The organism is Rhizobium laguerreae, assembly GCF_019778565.1.
In the GTDB taxonomy this organism is placed as follows: Bacteria; Pseudomonadota; Alphaproteobacteria; order Rhizobiales; family Rhizobiaceae; genus Rhizobium; species Rhizobium laguerreae.
Genome location: NZ_JAAXQT010000002.1, coordinates 191,228 through 203,983 on the forward strand (window position 1 = coordinate 191,228; position 12,756 = coordinate 203,983).

The 12,756-nt window shown below is 59.2% G+C and carries 16 protein-coding genes, 2 tRNA genes and 2 pseudogenes; 16 read left to right on the forward strand and 4 right to left on the reverse strand.

Features of this window, described 5'->3' with window-relative positions:
- Positions 1–27: 27 nt before the first annotated feature.
- Entirely contained in the window at positions 28–303 is a 276-nt protein-coding gene (locus tag HFO71_RS07815) for a hypothetical protein (protein WP_221987781.1), read from the reverse strand.
- Positions 304–471: 168 nt separating this feature from the next.
- Between HFO71_RS07815 and HFO71_RS07820 the strand changes: the two are divergent.
- A pseudogene (locus HFO71_RS07820) lies at positions 472–731 on the forward strand (BON domain-containing protein).
- A gap of 125 nt (positions 732–856) precedes the next feature.
- The gene (locus HFO71_RS07825) at positions 857–1,117 is read left to right on the forward strand and encodes a hypothetical protein (RefSeq protein ID WP_132613092.1); all 261 of its coding nucleotides are present in this window, start codon (positions 857–859) and stop codon (positions 1,115–1,117) included.
- A 238-nt stretch (positions 1,118–1,355) separates the two neighbouring features.
- Here the strand turns inward: HFO71_RS07825 and HFO71_RS07830 are convergent, their stop codons facing one another.
- Positions 1,356–1,598 (reverse strand): DUF982 domain-containing protein, encoded by a 243-nt coding sequence (locus tag HFO71_RS07830; protein WP_131639777.1) that lies wholly within the window; start codon positions 1,596–1,598, stop codon positions 1,356–1,358.
- Positions 1,599–1,906: 308 nt separating this feature from the next.
- On the opposite strand from HFO71_RS07830, the gene HFO71_RS07835 reads away from it, so the two are divergent.
- Both HFO71_RS07835 and HFO71_RS07840 read left to right on the forward strand, forming a co-directional pair.
- Complete coding sequence (locus HFO71_RS07835) at positions 1,907–2,323, forward strand: hypothetical protein (RefSeq protein ID WP_131639776.1); 417 nt, start codon at positions 1,907–1,909, stop codon at positions 2,321–2,323.
- A gap of 183 nt (positions 2,324–2,506) precedes the next feature.
- Positions 2,507–3,361 carry a DUF3800 domain-containing protein gene (locus HFO71_RS07840; protein WP_221987782.1) on the forward strand — a complete coding sequence of 285 codons (855 nt, stop codon included), beginning with the start codon at positions 2,507–2,509 and terminating at the stop codon, positions 3,359–3,361.
- A 181-nt stretch (positions 3,362–3,542) separates the two neighbouring features.
- On the opposite strand, the gene HFO71_RS07845 is transcribed toward HFO71_RS07840, so the two are convergent.
- Positions 3,543–3,617 (reverse strand) — tRNA-Thr (locus tag HFO71_RS07845).
- 154 nt (positions 3,618–3,771) lie between these two features.
- On the opposite strand from HFO71_RS07845, the gene HFO71_RS07850 reads away from it, so the two are divergent.
- The 11 genes and pseudogenes from HFO71_RS07850 to HFO71_RS36175 all read left to right on the forward strand — a co-directional run.
- Positions 3,772–3,966 (forward strand): hypothetical protein, encoded by a 195-nt coding sequence (locus HFO71_RS07850; protein ID WP_003556333.1) that lies wholly within the window; start codon positions 3,772–3,774, stop codon positions 3,964–3,966.
- Between the two features lie 107 nt (positions 3,967–4,073).
- Positions 4,074–5,366 carry a UDP-N-acetylglucosamine 1-carboxyvinyltransferase gene (gene murA / locus HFO71_RS07855; protein ID WP_020048399.1) on the forward strand — a complete coding sequence of 431 codons (1,293 nt, stop codon included), beginning with the start codon at positions 4,074–4,076 and terminating at the stop codon, positions 5,364–5,366.
- Positions 5,367–5,474: 108 nt separating this feature from the next.
- On the forward strand, positions 5,475–5,906 hold the full coding sequence (locus HFO71_RS07860; protein ID WP_131639774.1) for a DUF2948 family protein: 432 nt from the start codon (positions 5,475–5,477) through the stop codon (positions 5,904–5,906).
- A gap of 116 nt (positions 5,907–6,022) precedes the next feature.
- A complete protein-coding gene (gene hisD, locus HFO71_RS07865) occupies positions 6,023–7,321 on the forward strand; it encodes a histidinol dehydrogenase (protein WP_131639773.1) in 1,299 nt (432 codons plus the stop codon).
- A gap of 4 nt (positions 7,322–7,325) precedes the next feature.
- Positions 7,326–7,799 carry a UPF0262 family protein gene (locus HFO71_RS07870; RefSeq protein WP_018493697.1) on the forward strand — a complete coding sequence of 158 codons (474 nt, stop codon included), beginning with the start codon at positions 7,326–7,328 and terminating at the stop codon, positions 7,797–7,799.
- Positions 7,796–8,281 carry an arsenate-mycothiol transferase ArsC gene (locus HFO71_RS07875; RefSeq protein ID WP_025393094.1) on the forward strand — a complete coding sequence of 162 codons (486 nt, stop codon included), beginning with the start codon at positions 7,796–7,798 and terminating at the stop codon, positions 8,279–8,281. The genes HFO71_RS07870 and HFO71_RS07875 overlap by 4 nt, the downstream gene beginning before the upstream one ends.
- 123 nt (positions 8,282–8,404) lie before the next feature.
- Positions 8,405–8,623, forward strand: coding sequence for a translation initiation factor IF-1 (gene infA, locus HFO71_RS07880; RefSeq protein ID WP_003545338.1), 219 nt, complete (start codon positions 8,405–8,407; stop codon positions 8,621–8,623).
- A gap of 58 nt (positions 8,624–8,681) precedes the next feature.
- Positions 8,682–9,302 carry a Maf-like protein gene (locus HFO71_RS07885; protein WP_020048403.1) on the forward strand — a complete coding sequence of 207 codons (621 nt, stop codon included), beginning with the start codon at positions 8,682–8,684 and terminating at the stop codon, positions 9,300–9,302.
- A gap of 32 nt (positions 9,303–9,334) precedes the next feature.
- Positions 9,335–9,547 (forward strand): DNA gyrase inhibitor YacG, encoded by a 213-nt coding sequence (gene yacG / locus HFO71_RS07890; RefSeq protein WP_012755993.1) that lies wholly within the window; start codon positions 9,335–9,337, stop codon positions 9,545–9,547.
- 179 nt (positions 9,548–9,726) lie between these two features.
- Positions 9,727–9,802 (forward strand) — tRNA-Phe (locus HFO71_RS07895).
- A 180-nt stretch (positions 9,803–9,982) separates the two neighbouring features.
- Positions 9,983–10,066: pseudogene (locus tag HFO71_RS36175) on the forward strand (LysR family substrate-binding domain-containing protein); the annotation flags it as partial.
- Between the two features lie 457 nt (positions 10,067–10,523).
- Here HFO71_RS36175 and HFO71_RS07900 read toward each other — a convergent pair.
- A complete protein-coding gene (locus HFO71_RS07900; RefSeq protein ID WP_245006886.1) occupies positions 10,524–11,393 on the reverse strand; it encodes a helix-turn-helix domain-containing protein in 870 nt (289 codons plus the stop codon).
- Between the two features lie 190 nt (positions 11,394–11,583).
- On the opposite strand from HFO71_RS07900, the gene HFO71_RS07905 reads away from it, so the two are divergent.
- The gene (locus HFO71_RS07905; RefSeq protein WP_131642153.1) at positions 11,584–12,753 is read left to right on the forward strand and encodes a sugar ABC transporter substrate-binding protein; all 1,170 of its coding nucleotides are present in this window, start codon (positions 11,584–11,586) and stop codon (positions 12,751–12,753) included.
- The last annotated feature ends 3 nt before the right edge of the window (positions 12,754–12,756 follow it).

Below are 12,756 nucleotides of genomic sequence, written 5' to 3' on the forward strand. Positions count from 1 at the left end.
CAAGCGATCTGGCGCGCGAGCAACATCTCAGTCGGGGAAATCGGGGCCGATCTCGCGCCGCACCAGCTTCAGGCTGCGGTCGGGCTGAAGGATATAGGTTTCCTCCACGCGCTGTCCCGTCCCGTTGTAGAACTGGTTGTAGACGGCGCTGCCGACCGGCGACTTGGCAAGTTTTGTTCGCGGCTGGCCGCCATAGGTAATGCTGCCAGGAATGGGTTCCAGCGCCGGCGTATCGGCCGAAGAGCAGCCGGCAAGCAATGCCCCGGTTAACAAGGCGAGCAGAAGCGCTTTCATCGTTGTCATCCTTCTCAGATTGCCGCCAGATATGGAAGCCGCGGCGACTTTCGCCAAGGGTAGCCCATGCCACCGCGCAGGTATCGCTGTCGAGCAGGCTCGTCTTTTCCGGGGGACGCAACGAAATGAGTCGCTGTCGCGTTAACAGACATCAACCAACATCAGGAAACGTTCACGGTGCTCGGCTTTCCAGCATTCACGGGCATGACGAGCCCGGCCGGCAGGGCCACAGCGATGCCGCGACGCGGGCCTCGGTGGAGAGCGCCCTTCATGCGGCCGCCGATTTCGAAGCCGGCGAAATCACCGTCAGCATGTCGGGCTCCTATGTCATCCTGGAAGGTTTCGTGCGCCGGCGGGGCGATGTCGAGCGGGCGATCGAGATCGCCGAGGGCGTCGTCGGCCGAGGCTATGTGCGTGGTCGCCTGCTGCGACGCTAATGCATGTCGCACAAAACTGTGCAGCGGTTTTGGAACAGCCGCACGCGCATGTCTTTCTGTTGGACGAGGGAACCAAAATGCTCCTCTGCGTGTTGAAATGCCGGACCTAAACGCTGGAGACTCTCATGCAGTTGCTTCCTCGCCTCTGGGCAACCACCTTGATAGTGGGTTGCGGTGTCTTTGCCGGCTCCGCCCATGCTTCGCTGGAAACCGGCACGAATTATTCCGCTTTGCCGAAGGACCAGATCGCCCTCAACGAATATACCGGTGCCGTCGCCTGCACACCGGTAGAGCCCCACTATCTCCCCTCCTTCATCCGCGCGGCGGACGGCACGATCATCGGCGTCGGTTATGTCGAAATTGAGAATGAGGGCGCGGACTGCTAAGGCATCCGCTTTGCTCGGACGAGGCTCGCCTGCGTTTCCGCAGAGGTGACGAGCCTCTAACCATCATCATGATGGCTGGTCATCTTCTATTGATGCACCTGTAGCAGGCGCAACGCCCCTTGCACCAAAACCCGGCACGCATTTGTTGCAGGGTTAAACTAAAATTAAAGCATTGTTCCGTTCCGGCACGCTTGCGCGCCCAGAAGGCGAAAATCGCCCGAAATTCCTTGCCGAACTGTTAATGCAGCTTCAGCTTCGCCTCTTCGGCGGCCGCCAGAAACTCGGCTCTTGCTTCTTCCACGCTCTTGCGCCCGTCGAGCGCCGCCCGGCAGGCGCTGCGGGCCTTGATATAACGAAGCCCGCGCATACTCGGCCACAGATCCGCCAGGCACTTCAGCGCATCGAACGGCCCATTGACCGTTCGCGCATCGGCACCTTCGAAGCCGACCGTGACCGGGCTGTTCCATCTTTCAGTTGCCATTGACGCTCCTCCACGATTGTCGACAGAAACGAAGCGCAGCATCTCCCAGTTCCTCCGGGGAGACTTTGCGATAGTTAATAGTCTAGCGTGATTTTTGCGGTCAGCAATGGTGGAATGCATTGGGGCTGATGAGGCGAAATGTCCTCTTGATGAGATTCACCAAGCGATCGGTGGGCGCGGGCCAGGAATTCCATTGGAATCTGCAATCATGACTCCCAACCCGAGGGGAATTTTTGGAGGGTGCAACCAAATCGCATGGCGCCGGCGCGGCATCATCGCTACCATGCTGTCGAAGCTGAGGGCTCCACATGGGTTTCGGTCGAAATCTGATCCAGACTGCTTTTCTCTGTGGGGCCTTGGCAATGCCGGTCCTCGCCCGCGGGGCAGAGGTGTCTGCTGAAGACGCTCTGCTGACGCGTCTCTCCATTGAAACCGTGCCACGACTCCAGCGGGAATATTTGCGGGCGACCCTGACACCCCAGGATGAAGGCACGGCGATAGATGTTGCTGCCTATGTTTTGTCTAAGACTTTTGATCGGTGGTATGTCGAAGGTATATTCGATGGAACTTTTTCGTGGCTTCACGCGCCAATTAAGGACGAAGTGTTGGTCACCAGAGAACTGATTGAACTGTGGCAGTTTTCGCCGTTTATATCTTACTATCTCGAGGTAACCGAGATTCCCGACTGCGCAAACAACAGCGTGCTGCTTCCCAGCTGTCACTAGTTTTGCCGAGGGGCGCAAAGGGAGGTCATATTCTTACCGAAAAACTGGTGCTGCCGAGTGGGATTAACCACCGACCTCACCCTTACCAAGGGTCGCCTGTGGTCCGTCGACAATTGTCCCCATCGTTGATCGCCCCTTGAAGGGGTGGTTTCTTATTGCTTGTTTCTGAGCAGGAGATTTGTAGTGGGTTGGCACGCATACATTGATGAAAGCTACTCGCCGGATAAGGATGCCTACGTTATTGGCGGCTGCATATCAACCAAGGAGGAGTGGGCTTCGTTCTCTACGGAGTGGCAATCCTACTTATGGCGATTTGGTCGGGTGGACGAGTCTGGGCTTCGATATTTTCACATGCAAGAAATGGCTCACAATCTTGAAGAGGTCGGCTTTTTCTATAGCGTAATGCAACTTTATGTCGCAGCGTACATTTCAGCGCGCTTCCATAAGTCTGATTTTGAACGAGCCATGAGGCGGATCTATATTCCTGGTAAGATCGTGGAATGGGATCGGCCGAACTATTACTGGATCGCGTTTCGCTGCCTGTTGGACAAATTCCATCTTGAAAGAGAGAAGCTTGCAGACTTGATCCCCTTGGATGAAACGGTTCAGTTTCACATGGATCAAATCTCAAGCGGGAAAGTGGTTGATAAGCTTTGGCCAGAATACATGCAGAACCGAAGCGACATGATGCGAGAGCGCTACGCTGGAATACCCACCTTCGAAAGCGACAAGAACTCTCTTCCGCTGCAGGCAGCAGATCTGTGGGTATGGTGGGTCCGTAAATGGTGCGATCTTAACCAGACCCACCGCATAACCGCTCATGATTTTGACGGCTTTGCGAAGTCCGCCAAACGGCGAGCTCCGAGGGTGACGGTCGATATATCCTTTTCGGAAGATGAATTCTTGCCTACCATGGAGAGATGGGCAAAATCCCAGTCAGGGGGAAACCAAGTCATGGTTTTACCAAGGGGCGCGGCGGAGTTTGATTTGCCGCAATTCTCTTCACAATCGCATTTTAGTATTGCCCGATATCCGTAGTGTTCATGGGGGACTTCGGCGTTGATCGTAGTGAAACGTCGCTTGAATTTGCTCAAGGGTTCACGAACCTTCCCAAGCTGAATATCCATTCAGGGCCGCCACGAGTACTCTTGATGCTGTTTTGTGCGAGATCGCGCCGGACGCGTTGCCAGTCTTCCAACTGAATTTGTTGAAAGAAAACTGGTGCTGCCGAGTGGGATTGAACCACCGACCTCACCCTTACCAAGGGTGTGCTCTACCACTGAGCTACGGCAGCAGGACCAGGACCCGTGCGAGCCGTGTGGCTCAATCGCGAGAACGGGGGGCTATTGCCACAGCTTGGCGGCCAGCGCAAGCCGCAAATTCCAACTTCGCGTGGATTGAGATGCAAGGGCCTTTTGGATCGGCGCGAATTCGGCTAATCCTGTCGCATGAATGAAAAGACCGAAACCGGCCAGCAGAGCCGCAAACAGGCGATCGAGGCACAGGCGAAACTGCGCCGCGAGCGCGCCGCCGAAAAGCTCAGGGAAAATCTGGGGCGGCGCAAACAGCAGGTGCGCGCCCGCCGTTCCGGCCAAGCCGACGAAACAAATGGGCTGCCCGCCGCAAAAATGGACGAATCGTAATGTTCCGTCCGTCGCGAATTGAAGCGTCTCGATAAATCCCCTAAACACCTCACTCCTTATTTCAAGGCAGAACTTTCAGGAAAGGCGGGCGCTGCCCGTAAGCGCACATGGATCGTATCAGAATCGTCGGCGGTAATGAGCTGAATGGCATCATTCCGATTTCCGGCGCCAAGAATGCCGCACTGCCGCTGATGATCGCCTCGCTTCTGACCAGCGACACGCTGACGCTCGAAAATGTGCCGCATCTGGCCGATGTCGAGCTGCTGATGCGCATCCTCGGCAATCACGGCGTCGATGTCGCCGTCAACGGCCGCCGCGAGCGCCAGGAAGATTCCTATTCGCGCACAATCCACTTCACCTGCCGCACCATCGTCGATACCACAGCATCCTATGAGCTGGTCTCGAAGATGCGCGCTTCCTTCTGGGTCATCGGCCCGCTGCTGGCGCGCGAAGGACATTGCCGCGTTTCGCTTCCGGGCGGCTGTGCCATCGGCACGCGCCCCGTCGATCTCTTCATCGAAGGCCTGACGGCGCTCGGCGCGACCATGGAGATCGATGCCGGTTATATCAACGCCAAGGCGCCTGCCGGCGGCCTGATCGGCGCACGCTACACCTTCCCGAAGGTTTCCGTCGGCGCCACCCATGTGGTGATGATGGCGGCAACGCTTGCCCGCGGCACGACGGTCATCGGCAATGCCGCCCGCGAACCTGAGGTTGTCGATCTCGCCAACTGCCTGAACGCTATGGGCGCCAAGATATCGGGCGCGGGTACCGCGACGATCACCATCGAAGGCGTCACCTCGCTCTCCGGCGCCCGCCACCGCGTCCTGCCGGATCGCATCGAGACCGGCACCTATGCGATGGCCGTCGCCATGGCCGGCGGCGACGTCGTGCTCGAAAATACCGATGTGGCGCTGCTCGAAACCGCGCTGGAAACGCTGCGCCGGGCCGGCGCGGAAATCTCGTCGACCAACAATGGCATGCGCATCAAGCGCAACGGCGCCGGCATCAGGCCGGTCGATATCGTCACCGATCCTTTCCCGGGCTTCCCGACCGATCTGCAGGCGCAGTTCATGGCACTGATGACCCGCTCTTCCGGCGTCTCGCATGTCACCGAGACCATCTTCGAAAACCGTTTCATGCATGTGCAGGAGCTCGCCCGCCTCGGCGCCAGGATCTCGCTGTCCGGCCAGACGGCGAAGATCGAGGGTGTCCAACGCCTGCGCGGCGCGCCTGTTATGGCGACCGATCTGCGCGCCTCCGTCTCGCTGGTCATCGCCGGTCTTGCCGCCGAGGGCGAAACCACGGTCTCCCGCGTCTATCACCTCGACCGCGGTTTCGAGCGGCTCGAGGAGAAGCTGACCCGCTGCGGCGCCATCGTCGAGCGCATCAGCGAGTAAGCACCGTTCATCCCGGTTGCGTAATTGGTCGCCGCGCCTTATTTCCCTTGTCTGACGCATCGCCATTCCGGCGGTGCCCGGCCTTGGCCGGTTATGGGATGAGGCTGAATGACCGACCTGAAACTTGTTGCGCTCGATAACGAGGATCTTGCGATCATGTCCGCGCATATGCAGGACAGCGTCTTCAAGGTCGGCGACATCGACTGGTCGCCGCGCGGCGCGCAGTTCGCGCTTGCCGCCAATCGTTTCGTCTGGGAAGGTGCCGAGCGCAAGCGCAAGGGTTTCGAGCGCCGTCGTGCTGCCTTGGTCTTCAAGCGCGTGCTTGCCGTCCGTTCGCTCGGCATTGATCGCGGCAAACGCGACGAGGTGCTGTCGCTGCTGGCGCTGCTCTTCGAGCAAAAGGGCGAGGGGCCGGAGGGCACGATCGAGCTGTCCCTGTCCGGCACCGCCTCGATTGCGCTCGATGTCGAATGCATCGAGGTCCAGCTGGCCGATATCGGCGGCGCCTGGGAGGCTTCCTCCAAGCCTCGTCACCGCTAATGCATGTCGCCCGGAAGTGTGCAGCGGTTCCGGGATAACGACATGCATAAAACAATGAGTGTTTGACGCCCTAAAGTTTGAACATCGCAGTTTCGAGTTGGGAAGGAATATCGACCTTGGCAATCTGGCTGGATCAGGCATCGGAAGGTTTCGAGCAGCATTTTGCCGCCTTTCTGACGACGAAGCGTGAAGTCTCCGAGGATGTGAACGTGGTCGTTCGCGCCATCATTGATGACGTGCGCGCCCGTGGCGATGTGGCGCTTGCCGAATATTCGCTGAAATTCGACGGCATCGATTACGCCACCGTCCCGATGCGTGTCACGCCTGAAGAGATCGACGCCGCCGTCGAGGCGGTGCCTTCGGAAGTGCTGGGGGCGCTGAAGCTCGCCGCACTGCGCATCGAGTCCCATCATCGCCGGCAGCTGCCGAAGGACGATATCTACGAGGACGATATGGGTGTCGGTCTCGGCTCGCGCTGGACGGCGATCCAAGCGGTCGGGCTCTATGTTCCGGGCGGCACCGCGAGTTATCCGAGCTCGGTATTGATGAATGCGGTGCCGGCCAAGGTCGCCGGCGTCGATCGCATCGTCATCGCCGTTCCTGCCACCGGCGGCGCCGTCAATCCGGCGGTGCTTGCCGCCGCCAAGCTTGTCGGTGTCACGGAGATTTATCGTGTCGGCGGCGCCCAGGCGATCGCGGCTCTTGCCTATGGCACCGAGACGATCGCTCCGGTCGCCAAGATCACCGGCCCCGGCAATGCCTATGTCGCCGCCGCCAAGCGCCATGTCTTCGGCACCGTCGGCATCGACATGATCGCCGGCCCCTCCGAGGTGCTTGTCATTGCAGACAAGGACAACAATCCGGATTGGATCGCAGCCGACCTCTTGGCCCAGGCCGAGCACGATGTCAGTTCCCAGGCGATCCTGATCACCGACGATGCCGCATTCGGCAAGGCGGTGGAGCAGGCCGTCGAACGCCAGCTGAAGACGCTGAACCGCGCCGAGACGGCGGCGGCAAGCTGGCGCGATTTCGGCGCAGTCATCCTCGTTTCCGACCTGAAACAGGCCATTCCGCTGGCAAACCGTATCGCTGCCGAGCATCTGGAGCTCGCCGTCGCCGATCCGGACCGGCTGCTCGACGGCATCCGCAATGCCGGCGCGATCTTCATCGGCGCCCATACGCCTGAGGTGATCGGTGATTATGTCGGCGGTTCGAACCATGTGCTGCCGACGGCGCGTTCGGCGCGCTTCTCGTCCGGCCTTTCGGTGCTCGATTTCGTCAAGCGCACCTCGATCCTGCGCCTTGGGCCTCAGCAGCTCCGCACCCTTGGCCCGGCGGCGATCGCCCTTGCTGTCTCCGAAGGCCTCGATGCCCATGCGCGGTCGGTCGCGATCCGCCTCAACCTCGAAAGGTGAGGGCATGGCGAAGGGCGAATTCCGGCTTTGCGACGTCGTTCTTGACGATACGATCGGCCGTTCGACGCCCGATGTCGAGCATGAACGCGCCGTCGCCATCTTCGATTTGATCGAGGAGAACAGGTTCGAGCCGCTCGGCCATGTCGGCGGACCTTACCGGCTGAACATCTCGCTGGTCGATTCGAAACTGGTTTTTGCCATCACCACTGAAGAGGGCGGCGGCGTCGCCACTCATATCCTGTCGCTCACGCCCTTCCGGCGGATCGTCAAGGATTACTTCATGATCTGCGAGAGCTATTACGAAGCGATCCGTTCGTCGACGCCGAGCCGCATCGAGGCGATCGACATGGGCCGGCGCGGCATCCACAATGAAGGCTCGCAGACGCTGAAGGATAGGCTGGCCGGCAAGATAGAGGTCGATTTCGATACCGCCCGGCGCCTTTTCACGCTGGTCTGCGTGCTCTACTGGCGCGGATGACGGCAATGGAGCGCGCCGCCGATGTCGAGGAGGGAAAGCGGCCGGGTGCCATCCTCTTCATGTGCGGGATGAATGCCATCCGCTCGCCGATAGCCGAAGCGATCGCCCGTAGCATTCTGCCGGCCAATACCTATATCAGGTCTGCCGGCGTTCGCGCCGGCGAGCGCGATCCCTTCGTAGATGCCGTGCTCGAGGAGATCGGGCTTTCCCTTGGGCGCCGCCAGCCGCAGACGCTGGAAGAGCTCGAGGATGATTACTTCGATCTGATCATCACGTTGTCGCCCCAGGCCCATCATGCAGCACTCGAGCTGACGCGGTCGAATGCGATCGACGTTGTCTATTGGCCGACCATGGATCCGACGGTTGCAATCGGAACGCGCGAGCAGATTCTGGAGAGCTACCGCGAGGTCCGCGATCACCTGGCCGGCCTCATCGAAAGCCGGCTACTCAAACGAAATGGCATTGCCGCGCAATCGGCGTGAAAACAAATAAAGGAAAGCCTGATCAACGAGGTTCACAAACCTGCGTTGATTGTGTAGTTTCCGCCCAAATTTTAAAGGCGCGCGCTGCGCTGCCTATTCAACGCACAGGAAGAAAACACTTATATGCCTAAAGAAGAAGTCCTCGAATTCCCGGGAATCGTCACCGAACTTCTGCCGAATGCGACGTTCCGCGTGAAGCTCGAAAACGAACACGAGATCATTGCCCACACCGCGGGCCGCATGCGCAAGAACCGCATCCGCGTTCTCGCCGGCGACAAGGTACTTGTGGAAATGACGCCCTACGATCTGACCAAGGGCCGCATCACCTACCGTTTCAAGTAAGTTTGCCCGAAGGTCCCCGCAAGGGTTTTTGCTCCCGTCTGACGATGGTCGAGGTTCCATGGCGCTGAAATACAAGCTCATTCTGGCCTCGGGCTCGCCCCGTCGCGTCGACCTGCTCAACCAGGCCGGCATCGAGCCGTCGCGCCTTATGCCGATGGATATCGACGAGGCGCCGAAGAAGTCGGAGCACCCGCGTTCGCTCGCCCGCAGGCTTTCGGCGGAGAAGGCGGAAGCAGCCCTTGCCGCCATCAAGAGCGATATCACCTGGAAGGGCAGCTATATCCTCTCTGCCGATACGGTGGTCGCTGTCGGCCGGCGCATTCTCGGCAAGGCAGAGTTCGCCGACGAGGCGTTGAACTCGCTGCATCTCTTGTCGGGACGCAACCATATGGTCTACACCGGCGTTTGCCTGGTGACCCCGGATCGTAAGGTCCGTCAGAAGATCGTCGAGACCAAGGTGCGCTTCAAGCGTCTCTCCGGCTTCGAGATCGAGAACTACCTGGCCTCCGGCCAGTGGCGCGGCAAGGCAGGCGCCTACGGCATCCAGGGCCTCGCCGGCACCTTCGTACAGAAGATGGTGGGCTCCTACACCAATGTCGTCGGCCTGCCGCTTTATGAAACCATTTTGCTTTTGACCGGCGAGGGCTTCGATGTGCATAGCCGGTGGCCCGAGGGCTGAGCCCGACGGCTAATCCCATAGGATGAACCGATATGCCTGAAGACAAGAAAGCGGCCGCCAAGGTCGAACCGCTGCGCAAGACGCGCCCTTGCCCCGAATGCGGCAAACCTTCCCACCGCGAACATTATCCCTTCTGTTCCAACCGCTGCCGCGAGGCCGATCTCTCCCGCTGGCTGACCGGCGCCTATGCCATTCCGGTTGCCGACGACGAGACGAAGGCCGATTATCCGGATGAGGAAAACTAGAGAAATCCACCCGCGAAGCTCTTATTTTTCCTCATGAATCCGCAAAGCCGGCAAGACCGTCAAAAAAGAGTCATTTGACGCTTGCCATGGGCGAACAAGATGCTATAACCCCGCTCGCTTCCGGGGTGAACCAAGGCCCCATGGTTCCTTTCTTGAAAGGAGCCATCGGAAGCAGGTTAGCCCAGGTAGCTCAGTTGGTAGAGCAGCGGATTGAAAATCCGCGTGTCACTGGTTCGATTCCGGTCCTGGGCACCACTTTGATTTCCTTGCATAATTAGCGAACTTTTGGCCTTGGAAAAAGGCGTCTGCTTGGCGGCCGTGGTAGCACATTGGTAGCCGCGCCAAACGGGGTGGAGAGGGCCAAAAACAGCGTGGCCGGCGCGATGGCGGGCCGTGTATCGACGGGGCGTTCGTTTCAACGGGCCTCATATCGTGATGGCCTGGAACAGGGAAGACCCGACCACCTCGCGTGACGACATCATCGATATCGCACGCTCGCTGGTGCCGCCGGCCAGGTGAGCGCATGGAACGTCAGCCGTTTCGCCGGGTCGGCCTCTTCACCTTAACCTTGATCTACGCGTTACATTGTGGACGAGTTCGCTGATGGTCGCGAACTCACCGAATAAAGCAGTAAGCTTGGCTTGCTCCTTGCCATCCAATCGGTGCTGCGAGCAGAAGTCCGCGATGCACCAGACCTTCGCCGCTGCGATAGGCTCGGCAGTAATCGAATCAATGTGTTGCATTGTAGTCCTCCCGCAAAGGAAGCTAACGAAGTTCAAATTAGCTTTCAATGAAATAAGAGGTCTTCCAAAAACTGCGGTTCCCATTGCCCGACGCGCCGCCGCTCTCGTTTCTACGCCGCGAAACGGCGTGCAGCCTTGTCGGACCATATCAAGCACGCTGCCGCTGGTTCCTGACGTCGAAGACGGACTGAGCGACGTCTGGGGTCGCGCGGTGCCACGGATCGGCAGACCTCTCAATTCTCAGAGGTCCTACGATATTCCGTCGGTGCGCAGCCAACCGCATTTTTGAATTGGCTGGAAAAATGGAAGGCGGAATGAAAGCCGAGAAGGCCGGCGATTTCTTTTACGGATTTGTCGGTGTTTACCAGGAAGTCGCGTGCTCGCTGAACGCGGACGTTCATTTGATACTGTTTCGCCGACATCCCGGTTTGCTCACGAAACAGCCGGCGAAAATAGGGGTAGCTCACCCCCATCTCTGCTGCGAGATCCTCGACCGATTGTGAAGTTCCGCAGCGCTCCATCAGGATCATGCGCGCCCGATCGACGAGGCGCGCGCCGGCGCCGCTTGCCAGATCGTCCGGCCGGCAGAGCAGCGCAAGGAGCTGCAACCCGAGCGTGGATATCACCAGCTGATGAAGCACAGGATCCTGCCGCGCCAGGTCATGGATGGCGGCGAACACATGATTGATCTCATCGCTTGCCGGGTTGAGCGGGCGTTCGACATGCAGGAGGCCAGCATCCACTGCAAAATCGAAAGCGGTTCCCCGGCACTCTATCCAGTGCTCGGTCCAGCCGGTTCGCCGATCGGGCGCGAACCTGTGCCACACGTCTGGGAACAGGAGAAAAATCGATCCTTCCGTGACGCGCACCTGTCGGCGCAGGTTGCCGAATTCGAGCTTCCCGCTGCCGGCGCTGATCAGCACGACCTGATAGGCCTGAAGGATGCGGCCTCGAGACCAGCTGAAATGATGGTCGTCCGGATGACGGCTCGGAGGGTAACTGGAGTGCGGCGCAATGACCGAATAGCCCGTCGAGACAGCGGTGCAGCCCCATGCTGCAGAAATTCTGCTGTCAGGCATGTAGACGAAGTAGTTTTCCGTCATTTGACGTCGCCTTTTTAGGATCATTTTTTGTATGCAAATGATCACTTTTGTGGATTTTGGCGTCGTGTCAACAGGTGGGGCCGATGGTACCGTCATCAGGTCAGGGCAAAGTCGATCGAATTTGCCGAAACGCTGATTGCATCAGCTATCGCCGCTGCCGGGGAGGGTAGGGGCTGGGAGGAGAATAGATATGAAAACTCACGCCAGACTGCTGGTCGCAGCCGCTTGCCTCGCCGCATCTGCTGCCCATGCCGATGATTTCCACGGGTTCGATCCCGCGAAGTTCGACGGCAATATGCTTTCGGCCGAGGCTCTCAAGGCCATGGCCGCCGACGCGTCGAAAGTGACGCCTCCGAAAAACGGCAGCAAGTACAGCATCGGCTTCGCCAATCTTCAGCGTGACATCGCTTTCGGCGTGCTCGTGGAGAAAGGCATTCAGGCAAACGCCGATGCTGCCGGCGTGGAACTCGTTGTCGCCGACAACCGGCTCGATGGGCCGACCGCGCTTGCCAATGCCAAATCTTTCGCCGAACGCAAGGTTGACTACGTCATCGAGTTTCAGACCGACGCAAACTTCGGTCAGACCGTGATGGACGTGTTCAAGCAAGACGGCACCAAGGTCACGGCAATCGATATCCCCATGCCCGGTGCAAGTTTCTTCGGCGTGAACAATCCGAAGTCCGGTTTCATGGGCGGGTCCTACCTTGCAACGGCTGCGGCAAAACAATTTGGCGCGGACACGGTAAAAAGCGGCTATCTCGTCATCGGCGCACTGCCCCAGTCGGGCGTCATCCCGCGCATGCGCACGGAAGGTCAGCGCGCCGGCTTCCTGGCCCTGACCAAGGATTTCCCGGCCGACCACATCATCGAGATCGATACGAAGAATACGCTGCAGGAATCCTATACCCAGATGAACAACGTACTCGGCCGCATTCCGCCAGGAGCGCCGATCCTGATCATCGCGATCAACGACCAGGCGACCATGGGCATGCTGCAGGCCGTCCGAGCAGCCGGACGTGTTGATCAGGCCATCGCCGTCGGCAACGGCGCGGATGAAGCCGAGGCGCTTGCCAGGGACCCGAAACTCGTGGCGGCGACGGGTTCGTTTCCAGGCAGCTACGGGAATTATCTCATTCCGATTGCGCTGTCTGCGCTCGCCGGAAAGGCCGTGCCGGAGGCAACCTTCGTCACCCATCAGATGGTAACAAAGGCAAACATCTGCAAATTCTACAAGGAATTCGCGTGCGCCGGCGAAGCCGACGGTTACACGTTTCCCGAGGCAGAGTTCGCAAGCTACCTCTCTGGTCTGAAAAAAGAGGATTGGTTGAAGGGGTACGAGGCAATTCTCCCCAAGCAATGATCT